At 70.7% G+C, this 14,646-nt stretch carries 15 protein-coding genes; 1 reads left to right on the top strand and 14 read right to left on the bottom strand.

The genetic code is table 11. The features are described 5' to 3' along the window. Positions 1 to 28: 28 nt before the first annotated feature. The 10 genes from ACFULQ_RS18055 to ACFULQ_RS18010 all read right to left on the bottom strand — a co-directional run bounded on the left by ACFULQ_RS18055 (position 29) and on the right by ACFULQ_RS18010 (position 10,176). The gene (locus tag ACFULQ_RS18055; RefSeq protein ID WP_383544695.1) at positions 29 to 526 is read right to left on the bottom strand and encodes an Hsp20/alpha crystallin family protein; all 498 of its coding nucleotides are present in this window, start codon (positions 524 to 526) and stop codon (positions 29 to 31) included. Positions 527 to 637: 111 nt separating this feature from the next. Next, the gene (locus ACFULQ_RS18050) at positions 638 to 2,419 is read right to left on the bottom strand and encodes an FAD-dependent oxidoreductase (protein ID WP_383544692.1); all 1,782 of its coding nucleotides are present in this window, start codon (positions 2,417 to 2,419) and stop codon (positions 638 to 640) included. Beyond that, positions 2,419 to 2,682 (bottom strand): UBP-type zinc finger domain-containing protein, encoded by a 264-nt coding sequence (locus tag ACFULQ_RS18045; RefSeq protein WP_383544690.1) that lies wholly within the window; start codon positions 2,680 to 2,682, stop codon positions 2,419 to 2,421. Before ACFULQ_RS18045 ends, ACFULQ_RS18050 begins: the two co-directional genes overlap by 1 nt. Positions 2,683 to 2,687: 5 nt before the next feature. Continuing rightward, positions 2,688 to 3,134 carry a thioredoxin gene (gene trxA, locus ACFULQ_RS18040; protein WP_383544687.1) on the bottom strand — a complete coding sequence of 149 codons (447 nt, stop codon included), beginning with the start codon at positions 3,132 to 3,134 and terminating at the stop codon, positions 2,688 to 2,690. Then, positions 3,131 to 5,770 carry an ATP-dependent chaperone ClpB gene (gene clpB / locus ACFULQ_RS18035; RefSeq protein WP_383544684.1) on the bottom strand — a complete coding sequence of 880 codons (2,640 nt, stop codon included), beginning with the start codon at positions 5,768 to 5,770 and terminating at the stop codon, positions 3,131 to 3,133. Before clpB ends, trxA begins: the two co-directional genes overlap by 4 nt. Next, positions 5,761 to 6,129: a chaperone modulator CbpM gene (locus ACFULQ_RS18030; protein WP_383544682.1), complete on the bottom strand. Its 369-nt coding sequence runs from the start codon at positions 6,127 to 6,129 to the stop codon at positions 5,761 to 5,763. Before ACFULQ_RS18030 ends, clpB begins: the two co-directional genes overlap by 10 nt. Further along, positions 6,129 to 7,061 (bottom strand): DnaJ C-terminal domain-containing protein, encoded by a 933-nt coding sequence (locus ACFULQ_RS18025; protein ID WP_383544679.1) that lies wholly within the window; start codon positions 7,059 to 7,061, stop codon positions 6,129 to 6,131. The genes ACFULQ_RS18030 and ACFULQ_RS18025 overlap by 1 nt, the downstream gene beginning before the upstream one ends. Before the next feature lie 6 nt (positions 7,062 to 7,067). Further along, the gene (locus ACFULQ_RS18020) at positions 7,068 to 7,655 is read right to left on the bottom strand and encodes a nucleotide exchange factor GrpE (protein ID WP_383544676.1); all 588 of its coding nucleotides are present in this window, start codon (positions 7,653 to 7,655) and stop codon (positions 7,068 to 7,070) included. Positions 7,656 to 7,661: 6 nt separating this feature from the next. After that, the gene (gene dnaK / locus ACFULQ_RS18015) at positions 7,662 to 9,578 is read right to left on the bottom strand and encodes a molecular chaperone DnaK (RefSeq protein WP_383544673.1); all 1,917 of its coding nucleotides are present in this window, start codon (positions 9,576 to 9,578) and stop codon (positions 7,662 to 7,664) included. Between the two features lie 67 nt (positions 9,579 to 9,645). Beyond that, complete coding sequence (locus ACFULQ_RS18010; protein ID WP_383544670.1) at positions 9,646 to 10,176, bottom strand: general stress protein; 531 nt, start codon at positions 10,174 to 10,176, stop codon at positions 9,646 to 9,648. 244 nt (positions 10,177 to 10,420) lie between these two features. On the opposite strand from ACFULQ_RS18010, the gene ACFULQ_RS18005 reads away from it, so the two are divergent. After that, complete coding sequence (locus ACFULQ_RS18005) at positions 10,421 to 12,172, top strand: PucR family transcriptional regulator (RefSeq protein ID WP_383544667.1); 1,752 nt, start codon at positions 10,421 to 10,423, stop codon at positions 12,170 to 12,172. Positions 12,173 to 12,197: 25 nt separating this feature from the next. On the opposite strand, the gene ACFULQ_RS18000 is transcribed toward ACFULQ_RS18005, so the two are convergent. The 4 genes from ACFULQ_RS18000 to rpmG all read right to left on the bottom strand — a co-directional run bounded on the left by ACFULQ_RS18000 (position 12,198) and on the right by rpmG (position 14,548). After that, on the bottom strand, positions 12,198 to 13,316 hold the full coding sequence (locus ACFULQ_RS18000) for an acetate/propionate family kinase (RefSeq protein ID WP_383544665.1): 1,119 nt from the start codon (positions 13,314 to 13,316) through the stop codon (positions 12,198 to 12,200). A 140-nt stretch (positions 13,317 to 13,456) separates the two neighbouring features. Continuing rightward, positions 13,457 to 13,945, bottom strand: a complete 489-nt coding sequence (locus ACFULQ_RS17995) for a hypothetical protein (RefSeq protein WP_383544662.1) — start codon at positions 13,943 to 13,945, stop codon at positions 13,457 to 13,459. 252 nt (positions 13,946 to 14,197) lie between these two features. Continuing rightward, positions 14,198 to 14,320 (bottom strand): type B 50S ribosomal protein L36, encoded by a 123-nt coding sequence (ykgO, locus tag ACFULQ_RS17990; RefSeq protein WP_043662604.1) that lies wholly within the window; start codon positions 14,318 to 14,320, stop codon positions 14,198 to 14,200. A gap of 63 nt (positions 14,321 to 14,383) precedes the next feature. Further along, positions 14,384 to 14,548, bottom strand: coding sequence for a 50S ribosomal protein L33 (gene rpmG, locus ACFULQ_RS17985; RefSeq protein ID WP_383544659.1), 165 nt, complete (start codon positions 14,546 to 14,548; stop codon positions 14,384 to 14,386). Positions 14,549 to 14,646: the final 98 nt, after the last annotated feature.

Below are 14,646 nucleotides of genomic sequence, written 5' to 3'. Positions count from 1 at the left end.
GTGTGTCCGGCACCACGGCGTTCGTGACTCAGCCGCTGCTCTCGGTGCTTTCGCTCCTCTCGCTGATCTCGATGTGCCGGGGCCTTGCGACCTCGGCCTTGGGCACGGTGATGTTGAGCACCCCGTCCGAGATATGTGCATTGATCTTTTCGCTGTCGATCTCTCCGGGCAGCCGCAGCCGGTACTCGAAGGACCCGGTGCGGCGGGTGCTCCGGCGCAGGACGCCTTTGCGTTCCCTTTCCTTGATCTCTCCGGTGACGACCACCTCCTGGCCGTTCGCTTCGACGTTGATGTCCTTCTTCTTGACGCCGGGGAGTTCGATCTCGACGTGGAAGGCGTCGTCGGACTCCGTGACGTCGGCCAGGGGGGTCCACGCGATCGCGGGCGCCGCGCTGCCCACCGTGGATTCCATCAACCCGCTCATCTCGCTGAGCAGTTGATCGAACTCCGTCAGTGGATTGCGTGCCCAGCCGACGGGCCTGTCCTGCATGGCGCCACCGCGGTGACGTCGGACGGGCGTGGCCATGGCCATCGCCTCCTTCTTCTTTTCGTGATGACTTCTTCTCGTGCTGACTTGTTCTCGTGCTGACTTGTTCTCGTGCTGACTTGCTGTCGTGATGTCGTCGCCCGCTGGGCGTCACGCGAGCCAAGCGGACTGCTTCGGGCGGGTGTGCGGGGAGGTGTCGGTGTGGCCGGGCGCGGCGGTGTTGCCCAGGTAGCGGTGCACGAAGTGGATGCTCATCGAGCCCTCGCCGACCGCGGAGGCCACACGCTTCACCGAACCGCTGCGCAGATCGCCGGCGGCGAAGACTCCGGGGAGGCTGGTCTCCAGCGTCAGGCAGTCGCGGCCCTGGCTCTTCCACAGCTCGGGAACGGAGCAGGCCTGCGCCTCGGCCCCGGTGAGCACGAATCCGCGGGCGTCGAGTGCGAGCACGCCGGACAGCCACTCGGTGTGCGGGTCGGCACCGGTGAAGACGAACAGGGCCCGTACGTCGAGCCGGCGGTGCTCGCCGGTACGGTGGTCGACCACGGTGACCGCCTCGAGCGTCTTGTCGCCCAGTGCCTCGGTCACCTCGGTGCGCAGCAGCACCCGCACCCGTGGGTGGCGCTCGATCTGGTCGATGAGGTAGCGGGACATGTGCGCGTCGAGGCTCGGCCCACGGACGAGCAGATAGACGTGCGCTGCGTATCCGGCCAGGAACAGCACCGCCTGGCCCGCGGAGTTGCCCCCGCCGACCACCGCCACCGCGTCGGTACGGCACTGCTGGGCCTCGTAGAGCGTCGCCGAGTAGTGCACGCTCGTGCCCTCCAGCGGCTCGATGCCGGGCACCTGGAGGCGGCGGTAGCGGGCGCCGGTGGCCAGGACGACGGTACGGGCGGTGACCTCGCTGCCGTCGGCGAACCCGACGGCGTAATGGTCGTCCCGCCGTTCGAGCCGGGCCGCCTCCGCCGGGACGCTGATCCGGGCGCCGAACTTCTCCGCCTGGAGCACGGCGCGCTCGGTGAGTTCGGCGCCGGAGATGCCCGACGGGAAGCCGAGCAGGTTCTCGATGCGGGACGACGTCCCGGCCTGGCCGCCGGTGGCCAGCGCCTCGACCACGGTCGTGCTGAGGCCCTCCGAGGCGGCGTTCACCGCGGCGGCGAGACCGGCCGGACCGGAGCCGACGATGAGGAGATCGCCGCGGCCGTTGCCCGGTTCCAGGGTCGGCAGGCCGATGAACCGGGCCAGTTCGGCGTTGCTCGGATTGCGCAGCAGGGTCGTGTCCCGCCAGATCACCAGCGGCGTCTCCTCCGGACCGACCCCGAAGCGGCGCAGCAGTGCCTCGGCCTCCTTGTCCGTCTCCAGATCGATCCAGCGGTGCGGCAGCCGGTTGCGGGCGGCGAACTCGCGCAGCCGCCGGGTGTCGGGCGAGTAGCGCGAGCCGATGATGCGGAAACCGGCGCCCTCCCCGACGAGCAGGGCGCGGCGGCCCAGACAGGCGCGCAGCACCACGTCACCGAGGGTGGCGTCCCGGGTCACCAGGTCACGGAGCTGGTCCATGGACAGGGCGAGGATCTCGCCGGGGTCCCTGACCACGGCGGTGTAGAACGCCACCTGTCCGTTCAGGAGGCCGAGTTCGCCGATGAAGCGGCCAGGGCCGTGCACGCGCAGCAGGTGTTCATCGGGCGTGCCGTAGTCCTCGACGATCGCGACAGAGCCACTGAGGACGACATAGAACGTCTCGCACCGCTCCCCCTCCCGGATCAGCACGTCACCGGCGTTCACCGCACGCCGCCGGCCGTGCTGCGCCAGGCGGGCGATCTGGTCCTCCTTCAGGCGGGGATAGGCGCCGTAGAGGTCGGGAGTCTCGAAGGGGACGCTCTCCTGCGCCTCGTCGGGCACCTGCGGTGCGCCGGGCCGCGTCTCGTCGCCCGGCATCACACGAACGCCTCGTGGGCGTAGCACCACCGCCAGTCCTCGCCGGGCTGGAACGACTGCACGATGGGATGGGCGTCGGCAGCCGCGTGCCTGCGCGCGTGCTTGTTCGGTGAGGAGTCGCAGCAGCCGACGTGGCCGCAGGTCAGGCAGAGCCTGAGGTGGACCCACGGGGAGCCGGTCATCAGGCACTCCTGACACCCTTCCGGTGTCAGCGGCTGGACCGGCCGGACCAGCGCGAGGTGGGGATCTGCGTGCAGGGTCATGGGAATCACTCTTTCCGGGCCGCGATCGACTGCTCGACCCACCGCCGAAGGGCAGGGGCAGGTGCGGCACCCGCCTGCCGGGCGATGGTCCGTCCCTTGTCGAGGACCAGCAGTGTCGGTACCGCCTGGACCTCGAACCGCTGTGCCAGGCGCGGGTTCTTGTCGATGTCGACCTTGACCAGCTTGATCGTTCCAGCCAGCTCGGTGGCGACCTTCTCCAGCGCGGGGCTGACCATGCGGCAGGGGCCGCACCAGGTGGCCCACAGGTCGACGACGACGGGCACGGTGGCCTGCTCGACGACCTCGGTGAAGTCGTCGTCGCCCGCGTCGACCATCCACGGCAGAGGCTTCTTGCAGTTGCCGCATGTGGGCCGGCCCTCGGCGACCGCCGGCACCCGGTTGGCGCGCCCGCAGTTCGGGCAGGTGACCTGGGTGGCTTGCACGGTACTCATGCCGCCCTCGCTTCCTTCACGTGCTCCGACTCGTCGTAGGTGACCACCAGTTGCCCGTCCTCGGCGTCGACGCGGACCCGCGCGCCGTCCTGGACGTCACCACGCAGCAGGGCGCGGCCGACGAGAGTCTCGACCTCGTGAGAGATGTAGCGCCGCAGCGGCCGGGCCCCGTACACCGGGTCGTAGCCCTGGTGGGCAATCAACTTCCGGGCCTCTTCGGTGAGTTCGACGGTGATGCGGCGTTCGGCGAGCCGCCTGCGCAGCTCGTCGAACTGCAGCTCCACGATCCGCTCGATCTGCTGTTCACCGAGCGGCTTGAACAGGACGATGTCGTCGACGCGGTTGAGGAACTCCGGGCGGAAGTGACCGCGCAGCTCGCCCATCACCAGGGCGCGGGCGTCCGGCTTGATGTCGCCCTCGGCGGTGGCGCCGTCGAGGAGGTGCTCGGAGCCGATGTTGGAGGTCATGATGATCACGGTGTTGCGGAAGTCGACCGTGCGGCCCTGGGAGTCGGTGATGCGGCCGTCGTCGAGGACCTGGAGCAGGGTGTTGAAGACATCGGTGTGCGCCTTCTCGATCTCGTCGAACAGCACGACCGAGTACGGCTTGCGGCGTACGGCCTCGGTGAGCTGGCCGCCTTCCTCGTAGCCGACGTATCCGGGCGGGGCCCCCATGAGCCGGCTGACGGTGTGCCGCTCCTGGTACTCGCTCATGTCGAGGCGGACCATGTTGTCCTCGGAGTCGAACAAAGCCGCCGCGAGGGTCTTGGCCAGCTCGGTCTTCCCGACGCCGGTGGGGCCGAGGAAGATGAACGAGCCGATGGGGCGGCGCGGGTCGCGGATGCCGGAGCGGGCGCGGATGATGGCGTCGGCGACGAGCTTGACGGCCTCGTCCTGACCGATCACGCGCTCGCGCAGGATCTCGTCGAGGCGCAGCAGCTTCTCGCGTTCGCCCTCCTGGAGGCGGGCGACGGGGATACCGGTCCAGGCGGCGACGATCTCGGCGATCTCCTCCTCGGTGACGACCTCCCGCAGCAGCCGGTTCTGCCCTTGTTTGGCGGCCAGTTGCTCCTCCTCCGCGGCGAGCCGGCGCTCCAGTTCCCGGAGACGGCCGTAGCGGAGTTCGGCGGCGCGGTTGAGGTCGTAGGTGCGTTCGGCGTCCTCCGCCTCGTGGCGGACCTGCTCCAGTTCCTGGCGCAGCTCCTGCACGCGGCGGATCGCCTGGCGTTCGGCCTCCCACTGGGCGTGCTTGGCGTCGGCCTCGCTGCGCAGGTCGGCCAGTTCCCTGCGCAGCTCCTCCAGACGGGCCTTGCTGGCCGGGTCGCTCTCCTTGGATAGAGCCGCTTCCTCGATCTCCAGGCGGGTCACCCGACGGGTGATCTCGTCGAGTTCGGCGGGCATGGAGTCGATCTCGGTACGCAGCCGGGCACAGGCCTCGTCGACGAGGTCGATGGCCTTGTCGGGCAGGAAACGGTCGGTGATGTACCGGTGGGAGAGCGTCGCCGCCGCGACCAGCGAGGTGTCCTGGATCTTGACTCCGTGGAAGACCTCCAGGCGTTCGCGCAGGCCGCGCAGGATGGAGATGGTGTCCTCCACGCTGGGTTCGTCGACCAGGACCTGCTGGAAGCGGCGTTCGAGGGCGGCGTCCTTCTCGATGTGCTTGCGGTACTCGTCGAGGGTGGTGGCGCCGATCATGTGGAGTTCGCCGCGGGCGAGCATGGGCTTGAGCATGTTGCCCGCGTCCATGGCCCCTTCGGCGGCACCCGCGCCGACGACGGTGTGCAGTTCGTCGACGAAGAGCAGGATGCGACCCTCGGCGGCCTTCACCTCGGACAGCACGGCCTTGAGGCGTTCCTCGAACTCACCGCGGTACTTGGCGCCGGCGACCAGGGAGCCCATGTCGAGGGCGAACACGACCTTGTCGCGCAGGCCCTCGGGCACGTCGCCGCGGACGATGCGCTGGGCGAGGCCCTCGACGATGGCGGTCTTGCCGACACCGGGGTCACCGATCAGGACCGGGTTGTTCTTGGACTTGCGGCTGAGGATCTGGGTGACGCGGCGGATCTCGGCGTCCCGGCCGATGACGGGGTCGAGCCGCCCGGACCTGGCCTCGACGACGAGGTCGCGGCCGTACTTCTCCAGGGCCTCGTAGGCCACCTCCGGGTTGGCGGAGGTCACGCGCTGGTTGCCGCGGACCTGGGTGAGCGTGCCGAGGAAGGAGTCCCGGGTCACGCCGTGCTCCTTCAGCAGCCGCCCCGCGGCGGTCGCCGAGCCCTCCTCGGCCAGCGCCAGCAGCAGGTGCTCCACGGACACGTACTCGTCCTTGAGGCGTTTGGCCTCCCGCTCGGCCGTGTCCAGCAGCCGGGCCAGGCGCTGGGTGACGTAGACCTGCCCAGGCGCCGCGCCCGGGCCGGTCACTTTGGGCCGACGCGAGAGATCCTCGCGTACGGCCGCGCGCAGCTGCTCGGGATCGGTGCCCGCCTGCTGCAGCAGCCGTGGGATCAGGCCCTCCTCCTGCTCAAGGAGGGCGAGCAGCAGATGCTCGCCGTCGACCTCGGTGTGGCCCAGGCGGCCGGCCGCGCTCTGCGCCTCCTGCAGGGCTTCCTGTGACTTCTGGGTCAGGCGGTTCATGTCCATGGCGGTAGATCACTCCTCATGCCGGCGCGCCGCAGCGCGGCTTCGAGCAGGCTGATGCGGTCGAGCAGGTCGAGCACCAGACCGAGGGACGCGTAGTTCAGGCACAGCCCCGTGCGCAGCCGCTGGACGCGGGCCAGGGCGGCCGGGGCCGTGGGGTCGAACACCAGCCGTCCTGAGGCGTCGGAGCCGGCGTCCACCAGTCCGAGGGCCACGAACCGGCGGATCAGGTCGGGGTGCAGGCCCGAGCGGCGGGCAACGGTGTGCAGGGAGAGCCCGGGCACGGGCACGATCGCGTACCGCGTGCCCGCCTCGGTCGTACGTGCGTGGGTCGGGCGGGTCTGGGCCGGTCGGTCGCTCATCACGTCCTCCTGGGGTCGAACGAGGAGACGGCGGCAAGTTCCTCCAGCAGCTCGCGCTCCCGGTCGCTCGGCCGGGGCGGCACCATGATCCGCAGCTCCGCGTACAGGTCGCCGTTCGCACCGCGCGGGCCCGGCATGCCCTCGCCGCGCAGCCGCAGGCGCCGTCCGCTGGAGGATCCGGCGGGCACGGTCACCTTCGCCTTGTCACCGCTCGGCGTGGATACCGGAACCGTCGCGCCCAGCGCGGCCTCCCAGGGGGTGACCGGAAGCTGCACGTACACGTCCCGGCCCTCCAGGCGGAACTGGGGGTGCGGCTGGATCCGTACGCGCAGGTACAGATCCCCCGCGGCACCGTCGCCGCTGCCGCGGCCGCCCTCGCCGGCCAGCCGGATGCGCTGGCCGTCGGTGACGCCGGGCGGTACGTCCACCTCGTAGCGCCGCTGCCCGTCGGGCCCGGCGAGGGTGACGGTGCGGCGGCCTCCGCGGTAGGCCTCCTCGACGGTGAGCGGGAGTTCGGCCTCCTGGTCGGCTCCGGGGACCCGCATCCGTCCGGCGCCCCCGAAGAACGAGCCGAACAGGTCGTCGACGTCGACGCCCTCGCCGCCGAAGCCGCTGGTGGCGTACCGGACCCGGGGACCGCCCCCGGTGGACCACCTGAAGCCGCTGCCGGCTCCCGCGCCGGCACCGACCCGTTCCTCCCAGTCCTCCGGGACCTGCCGGAAGTCCTCGCCGAAGCGGTCGTAGCGCTTTCGCTGCTCGGGATCGGACAGCACGCTGAAGGCCTCGTTGATCTCCTTGAACCGCTCCTCCGCCTGGGGGTCCTTGTTGACGTCGGGGTGGTACTTGCGGGCCAGGGAGCGGTAGGCCCGCTGGATCTCGTCCCGGTCGGCGGTGCGCGGAACACCGAGCACCTCGTAGAAGTCGCGTGCCATGGCCGCTCACTCCCGCTTGGCGACGGTCACGGCGGCGGGCCGCAGCTGCCGCTCGGCGTCCCCGTAACCGGGTCGCAGGACCTGGACCACGGTGTTGGGATCGGCGTCGGGTTCCTGGACGACGCCGACCACTTCGTGCTTGGCCGGGTCGAACGGCACGCCGGTCTCCGCGTGGCGCGGGTAGCCCAGCCGCTCCAGGACGTTCACGGCCTGGTCCCGCACGGCCCGGACGCCCTCGACGATCGCACCGGGGTTAGCGCCCGCGTGGCTCAGGGCGAGTTCCAGGTTGTCGATGACGGGCAGGAAGGCCGCCGCCGTACGGGCACGTTCGGCCGCGGCCTGTCCCGTCAGCTCCCTGGTATGGCGTTTGCGCAGGTTGTCGAGGTCGGCCAGGGCACGGCGCCAGCCGTCCTCGGCCTCGCGCAGCGCGGCCGCGTACGCGTCGCCGGGGTCGGCGGCGGTCCCCGTTGCGGCGTCGGGCCCCGGTTCGGCCTGGTCGGTCGGCGGTCCGGGCTGCTCGAGGTCCCCGCGCGGCGGCTGTACGGCGCCCTCCGGTGCCGGGTCGGGCTCTGTGCTCCGGTGTGGGATGGGCATGGCGCCTCAGCTCTTGTCGAACTCGGCGTCGATCACGTCGTCGTCGCCCCCGGCGCCGCCCGGCGCGGCTCCGCCAGGACCGGACCCGTCCGGTGATCCGGTGCCGGCCTGGCCGCCCGCGGCGGTTCCCGCCTGGTGGGACGCGAGTGCCGCGAGGACCTGCTGGAGCTCGGACGTCAGGGGCCGGGCCTGGTCCGCGCCGACCTCGTTCTTGACGGCCTCGCGGGCCTCGGACACCAGCATCTCGGCGCGCGCCTTCTCGTGGGCGGGCGCGGCGTCGCCGAGCTCGCCGAGGCGCTTCTCGACCTGGTAGGCGATGGCGTCCAGTTCGTTGCGGGCGTCGACCGCCTCGCGCAGGGCCTTGTCCTCGCCCTGGTTGCGCTCGGCCTCCTGGACCATCCGCTCGACCTCGGTGCGGTCGAGGTTGGAGCTCTCGCTGATGGTGATGCCCTGCTCCTTGCCGGTGTCCTTGTCCCGTGCGGTGACGTTGAGGATGCCGTTGGCGTCGATGTCGAAGATGACCTCGATCTGCGGCTCTCCGCGCGGCGCGGGGCGGATGTCGGTGAGCTGGAAGCGCCCCAGGACCCGGTTGTCGGCGGCCCGCTCCCGCTCGCCCTGAAGGACGACGACGTCGACCGCGGGCTGGTTGTCCTCGGCGGTGGAGAAGGTCTCGGAGCGGCGCACCGGGATGGTGGTGTTCCGCTCGATGATCTTCGTCATCACGCCGCCGCGCGTCTCCACGCCCAGCGACAGCGGAGTGACGTCGAGCAGCAGGACGTCCTTGACCTCGCCCTTGAGGACCCCGGCCTGGATCGCGGCGCCCATCGCCACGACCTCGTCGGGGTTGACGCTCATGTTGGGGTCCTTGCCGCCGGTCAGGCGGCGCACCAGGGCCTGGACGGCGGGGATGCGGGTGGAGCCGCCGACGAGGATGACCTCGTCGATGTCCTTGTCGCTGACCTTGGCGTCGTCCATGGCCTGGCGCACCGGGGTCAGGCAGCGCTCCACCAGGTCGGCGGTGATCTGCTCGAACGTGGACCGCATGATCGTCGTGGTCAGGTGCTTGGGCCCGGAGGCGTCGGCGGTGATGAACGGCAGGCTGACCTGTGTCTGGGTCACCGAGCTGAGCTCGGTCTTGGCCTTCTCGGCGGCCTCGAAGAGGCGTTGCAGGGCCTGCGGGTCCTTGCGCAGGTCGATGCCGTTCTCCTTCTGGAAGCCGTCGGCGAGCTGGTCGACGAGCCGGCGGTCGAAGTCGTCGCCGCCCAGATGGCTGTCGCCCGCCGTGGACCGTACCTCCACCACGCCGTCGCCGACGTCGAGGATGCTGACGTCGAAGGTGCCGCCGCCCAGGTCGAACACGAGGACCGTCTCGTGCTCCTTCTTGTCCATGCCGTAGGCGAGGGCGGCCGCGGTCGGCTCGTTGATGATCCGCAGCACCTCCAGGCCGGCGATCCGTCCGGCGTCCTTGGTGGCGGTGCGCTGGGCGTCGTTGAAGTAGGCGGGCACCGTGATGACCGCCTCCGTGACCCGCTCCCCCAGCTGCTTGGAGGCGTCGTCGGCGAGCTTGCGCAGCACCTGCGCGCTGATCTCCTCCGGCGCGTAGAGCTTGTCGCGCACCTTGAAGCGGGCCGCGCCGCCGTCTCCCTCGACCACGTCGTACGCGACGGCCTTGGCCTCTTCGGAGATCTCGTCGAAGTGCCGGCCGATGAACCGCTTGGCCGAGTAGATGGTGCCCTTGGGATTGAGGATCGCCTGCCGCCGGGCCAGCTGGCCCACCAGGCGCTCTCCGGTGTCGGTGAAGGCCACCACGGACGGTGTCGTGCGGTTGCCCTCGCTGTTGGGTACGACGGTCGGCTCGCCGCCCTCCCAGACGGCGATCACCGAGTTCGTGGTGCCCAGGTCGATGCCTACTGCCTTGGCCATGAGGAACTCCTTTCCGCGACGGGCGGCCCCGTTCTCCCGCGGAGCCGCGCCGGTCTTCCGTAACGGCTCAGGTGACGGCGGGACCGCTCCGCGGGCGGCTGCTGCCCTTCCATGCCCCGCTGCTCGTGTCGGCACTGGTCACGCCGGGCAGCTCGGCCAGCAGCCGTACCGCCTCGTCGGCGACCGCCTCATCGGCTACGACGTCGTACCGGCTGGGCTGCATGAAGCTCACCGAGGCGAAGTCGCGGCGGCCACCCTGGGCCGCGTGCACCAGCAGGCCGAACAGGGCGCCGACGACTGCTCCGAAAATCAGCCCGTACAGGGCGAGGAGCAGCCCCGACACCACCGGGTCCACCCAGTTGAACAGCCCGAATATCCATCCGATCAGTGCGCCGGGCAGGGCACCGCTCGCCGCGCCGTGCAGGGCGGCCCCGCCGAGACCCATGCGGCCGGTCACCTGCTCGACCAGACGCACGTCCTGCCCGACAATGGCCACCCTCTCGACGGGGAAACCCCGATCGGACAGATGATCGACGGCGCGTTCCGCCTCCTGGTAGGTCGTGTACGAAGCGATGGTCCTGCGGGCCTGCTCGCTCATCGGCCGGTCCTTCCTGTCACGGTCACAGCTACCGACGGTTCCGGACGACCCCAGCGTGGCAACTCGGCGGCGCCCTCCGCCTGCACCCGGCAGGTCAGAAACCGACTCCGTCGGTCGGTCCGTGAGGACAAGGCAAAATCCGGACATTGGGATGGCCCGGTCCACGGGGGGTACTCAGGGCTCGCCCAGGCGTGGATCTCACGATTCGCTCGATCGCCTCCGATGACGGAGAATGGAGTGACCTATGGCCGGCCATCCGTCGCAGAGGCTGGGGACGCACGTTCCCGACCAGGAAGCGACCTCCCATTTGGGCGCCCCCGGGCGCGCCCCTCGTTCGCTCGCGTCCCTGGACCCCCACGGGCTGCTCGAGCTGTCCCACGCCCTGTTCACCTGCGCGGAACAGAGGGAGATCGTGCGGTTGGCGCTGCGGCAGGTCAGTGCCCTCGGTCCCTACCGTTCCGTAGCCGGATACCTCGCGGCGAGCGACGGCCTGACACGTGTTCCGGGCCACGACGTGGGAGCACCGGCGGTCGACGACGCGCAGCTGACGGAGCTGGGCGAGGCCGACGGCCCCCTGTCCCTTCCCGCACTGTCGTGGAACCGGGCGTTCGGCCTGCGTGGCGGCGACGGTCTGCTGGGCTACCTCGTGGTCTCCTCCGACTCCGGGCCCGATGAGCAAGGGAACTTCCTCCTCACGACCCTCGTGGGACTCACCTCGGCGGCCCTGTCACTGGCGGCCGCACGCACTCCGCTGCGCGACGACGCCGACGAACTGGGCCGACTGCGCGCCGAACGGGACACCGCCGTGCAGCACGTGAACACCATGCGCTCCACGCTGCGCCTGCAGAGGACCGTGCACGAGGCCCTCGCCCGTGTCGCTGCCCGGGGCGGCGGCGAGCACGCCATCACCCAGGCGCTGTACGAGCTCACCGGGCTGTCGGCGCTCGTCGAGGACCGGTTCGGCAACCTGAGGTCCTGGGCCGGACCCGGGCGGCCTGACCCCTATCCGGTGCGGTCCTCGACCCACCAGGAGGAGATGCTGCGGCAGGTCGCGCGCGAAGCGGGCCCGGTCAGGTTCAAGGAACGGCTGATCGCCCTGGCCCAGCCGCGGGGCGACCTCCTCGGCGTGCTCGCCCTCGAGGACCCCGGTGCGACGGCCGACGAGCACACGATGTTCGCCTTGGACCACGCCCAGCGGTCGCTCGCCCAGGAGCTCCTGCACCTGCGTGAACTCTCCGAGGTCGAACTGCGCTTGCACCGCCAGCTGATCGACGACCTGCTGGAGGGCACGGACGGGCCGAGCGCCTACGCCCGGGCCGAAGCCGTCGGCCACGACCTGCGCCGCACCCACTACGTGGTCGTGGTGCACTGGCCGGGCAACGGCGCCGACGACTCCTTCACCCGTGCCGTCGAGCAGGCGACGGCCACCACGGCGTCCCATCCGCTGATCACCCGTCGAGGCGACCGGGTGGTCCTGCTGACCGAGACGAGGCCCGACTCCGATCTCGTGCACGCGGCGCTGGCCCGTGAGCTGGGGACGTCCGACGGGGCGATCGGAGTGAGCACTCCCTGCGACTCCCCGGACGCGGTTCCGCGTTGCTACCGGGAGGCGCTGCGCGCCCTGAAGGTGCGGCAGAACTCCCGCCAGCGCAGCGGCACCACCTACTTCGACGACCTCGGGCTGTACCGGATCCTGGGACCCGGAAACGATGTGCGCGAGCTCGAAGGCTTCGTGCGCGAGTGGCTCGGCCCCCTGATCGACTACGACGCCGACCACGACACGGAGTTGGTGGAGACGCTCTCGCGCTACTTCGACTGCGGAGGCAACTACGACGACACGGCCACCGCGCTGACCGTGCATCGCAGCACCCTGCGCTACCGGCTCCAGCGCATCCGTGAGATCAGCGACCGCGACCTGGCCGATGTGGACACCCGGCTCAATCTCCAGGTGGCGACACGCGTCTGGAAGATCATCCTGGGCGGGCGGGGGCGCTGACCGCGGCGGTGCGGTGCCTGCGCTCTCACCGGCCGCGGAGAAGGGCTCGGGTCTCGCGGTCGATCTGCTGGGCCTCTCCGGTGGGCACGACCACGACCGGTACGCGCGCCTCCGGCCCGCTGACGATTGCCGGACGGCTCGCGTCCACGGGTGTGCGCAGGCCGCCGGTCAGACCGAGGGCGGTGAGCCGGGCGCAGACCTCTTCGCGAACCTCGGGCTGGTCCTCGCCGATCTCCCCGGTGAAGACCAGGGCGTCGAGACGGTCCAGGGACGCGGCCATCGCCGCGATGCCGCGGCGACAGTGGTGAGTGAAGACGTCCAGGGCGAGTGCGGCACGGTCGTCGCCCGCTGCCCGGCTGCGGACGAGGTCGCGGGTGTCGTCGGAGGTGCCGGAGAGGCCGAGCAGACCGGACCGGTGATTCAGTACGTCGTCGATGGCGTCGGCGGTCAGACCGTGCCGTGTCTGCAGCCAGGTCAGGGCGCCGGGGTCCACGCTTCCGCTGCGGCGGCACATCACCAGTCCGTCCAGCGGTGTGAAGCCCATGGTGGTGTCGACGCCGGCCCCGTCGCGCACCGCGCAGGCGGAGCAGCCGCCGCCGAGGTGAGTGATCACCAGGTGGAGCTCCTGGGGGCGCTGACCGAGCAGCTCGGCCGCCCGGGCGAGTGCCCAGGCGTAGGACAGGCCGTGGAAGCCGTAGCGGCGCATCCCGTACTCCTCGCGCCAGGTGGCGGGCACGGCGTACTCGCGGGCGGCGGCGGGCAGGCCGGCGTGGAAGACGGTGTCGAAGCACGCTGCGTGCGGGAGGTCGGGGAGCAGGTTCCGGGCGGTGTCCAGGACGGTGAGGGCCGGCGGGACATGCAGCGGTGCAAGGTCGGCCACGTCCTCGAGGGCGGCCCGGACCTTGTCGTCGACCAGGACGTGGCGGCGCAGTCCGGGGCCGCCATGGACGATGCGGTGCCCGACGGCCGTGGGCGAGGGCGTCCGGGCCAGCAGTCGCCGCAGCGGGCCGGACACGTCCTCGCCCGGGGCGGAGGCGCTGTGGTCGTCAGCCAGGACCTGCCCGTCGTCGCCGAACACGGTCAGCCTCAGACTGGACGAGCCCGCGGCGGCCACCAGGAGTGGACCGATGCGTCCTGCTGACACGGTCCTCCTTCCCGGCGCTCGCGGGCCGTGTCGCACGGCTGTGCCCGTGACGGCTCGGCGCGCGTGCCGAGGCCGCCGAGTACCCGCCTGACTTCGTGGGAAACGGAGCCGCCGACGAGCGAGCGCGGCGTCCACGTGCCCTACGCCTGCTGTCGTTGCTCCGAGGCGGACCCCAGCAGTCGGCGGATGCGCTCGTACTCGGCGGCCATCTCCGGTGTGGCGAGGAAGTCGTCGAGAGCGGCGGAGACCTGGTGATCGACGTCCTCGATCGAACGAAGGGCGAGCTCGTACATCTCCTCGCGCCCTTGGTGCTCCAGGTAGCCCTGCCAGTGCTCCAACGCCTGGAGGGCGGAGAGGACTTCGGTGTCCAGATCGCCGTCGGCCAGGATGCCGTCGTCGATCGTCGCGAGCTCGGTGCGCAACTCGGCGGCGCTGAGTGTCAGCACGTTCGCGCAGGCGGTGGTGAGCGCCGCCCAGGCCTGCGCGGTGAGTTCACCCTCATCGGCGTCCTGGAACCGTTCCTCGCGCACCAGACGGGTCACCGTCTGCTCCCCGAAGGCACGCACGTCCTTCTCGGAGGCCGCACTCACCAGCCGGCGTATCTCCGCCTCAACCTCGCCGTAGTCCATGCCCGCACTCTAGTTTCCGCCATCGGCCCGATCTAAGTCACCCTTCCAGCACCTTCTGCCCCTCGGACTTGAACAGCATGACTCGTCCCCCTCGTCGGCTTCCGCCGGTTGTGCGCCTTGGTGTCGTCCATCGAGACGGCACACACCGACGGCCGGCGGGGCGCTTTGCACGAGGGGGCGAGCCATGCGACGGCTCTTGTGCCGGTACCTCTTCTGGGCTACCGCCCAGGTGAGCCGGTCACTGGAGCCCGGTCAGCCCTGGCGGGCCTTGAAGCGCGGGTCCTTCTTGTTGATCACGAAAGTCACGCCCCGGCGGCGCACCACCTGGGCACCCGGCTTGGACTTGAGTGAGCGCAGGGAGTTGCGCACCTTCATGGCTCTGGTTCCTTCCGTAGAGCGGACTGCCACCGGCGGCGTCGACGGCACGCCGGAGCTGGTTCAGCGTTCCTCTCGGAACGTGACGTGACGCCCGGCCACCGGGTCGTACTTGCGCAGGACGAGCCGGTCGGGATCGTTCGCGCGGTTCCGGCGCGTCACATAGGTGGCGCCGGTGCCGGCTGTCGACTTCAGTGTCACGACGGTACGTGCACGGTTGCGTGCCATGAGGTTCTCCTTCCGTCCGCATCACGCGATATTGACTCGCGCATGTCAGACGTGGGCTACAACCGCAGGCACCCCCGTTGTATTCCACTCCGCGGACC

It is taken from the genome of Streptomyces sp. NPDC057253 (assembly GCF_042669125.1).
In the GTDB taxonomy this organism is placed as follows: Bacteria; Actinomycetota; Actinomycetes; order Streptomycetales; family Streptomycetaceae; genus Streptomyces.
This window is presented reverse-complemented; position numbering and strand designations above follow the sequence as displayed.

Excerpts from the sequence above, each read along its gene's own strand:
- ACFULQ_RS18055 (WP_383544695.1), bottom strand. The coding sequence starts at position 526 with ATGGCCACGCCCGTCCGACGTCACCGCGGTGGCGCCATGCAGGACAGG.
- ACFULQ_RS18050 (WP_383544692.1), bottom strand. The coding sequence starts at position 2,419 with ATGCCGGGCGACGAGACGCGGCCCGGCGCACCGCAGGTGCCCGACGAG.
- ACFULQ_RS18045 (WP_383544690.1), bottom strand. The coding sequence starts at position 2,682 with ATGACCCTGCACGCAGATCCCCACCTCGCGCTGGTCCGGCCGGTCCAG.
- trxA (WP_383544687.1), bottom strand. The coding sequence starts at position 3,134 with ATGAGTACCGTGCAAGCCACCCAGGTCACCTGCCCGAACTGCGGGCGC.
- clpB (WP_383544684.1), bottom strand. The coding sequence starts at position 5,770 with ATGGACATGAACCGCCTGACCCAGAAGTCACAGGAAGCCCTGCAGGAG.
- ACFULQ_RS18030 (WP_383544682.1), bottom strand. The coding sequence starts at position 6,129 with ATGAGCGACCGACCGGCCCAGACCCGCCCGACCCACGCACGTACGACC.
- ACFULQ_RS18025 (WP_383544679.1), bottom strand. The coding sequence starts at position 7,061 with ATGGCACGCGACTTCTACGAGGTGCTCGGTGTTCCGCGCACCGCCGAC.
- ACFULQ_RS18020 (WP_383544676.1), bottom strand. The coding sequence starts at position 7,655 with ATGCCCATCCCACACCGGAGCACAGAGCCCGACCCGGCACCGGAGGGC.
- dnaK (WP_383544673.1), bottom strand. The coding sequence starts at position 9,578 with ATGGCCAAGGCAGTAGGCATCGACCTGGGCACCACGAACTCGGTGATC.
- ACFULQ_RS18010 (WP_383544670.1), bottom strand. The coding sequence starts at position 10,176 with ATGAGCGAGCAGGCCCGCAGGACCATCGCTTCGTACACGACCTACCAG.
- ACFULQ_RS18005 (WP_383544667.1), top strand. The coding sequence starts at position 10,421 with ATGGCCGGCCATCCGTCGCAGAGGCTGGGGACGCACGTTCCCGACCAG.
- ACFULQ_RS17995 (WP_383544662.1), bottom strand. The coding sequence starts at position 13,945 with ATGGACTACGGCGAGGTTGAGGCGGAGATACGCCGGCTGGTGAGTGCG.
- ykgO (WP_043662604.1), bottom strand. The coding sequence starts at position 14,320 with ATGAAGGTGCGCAACTCCCTGCGCTCACTCAAGTCCAAGCCGGGTGCC.
- rpmG (WP_383544659.1), bottom strand. The coding sequence starts at position 14,548 with ATGGCACGCAACCGTGCACGTACCGTCGTGACACTGAAGTCGACAGCC.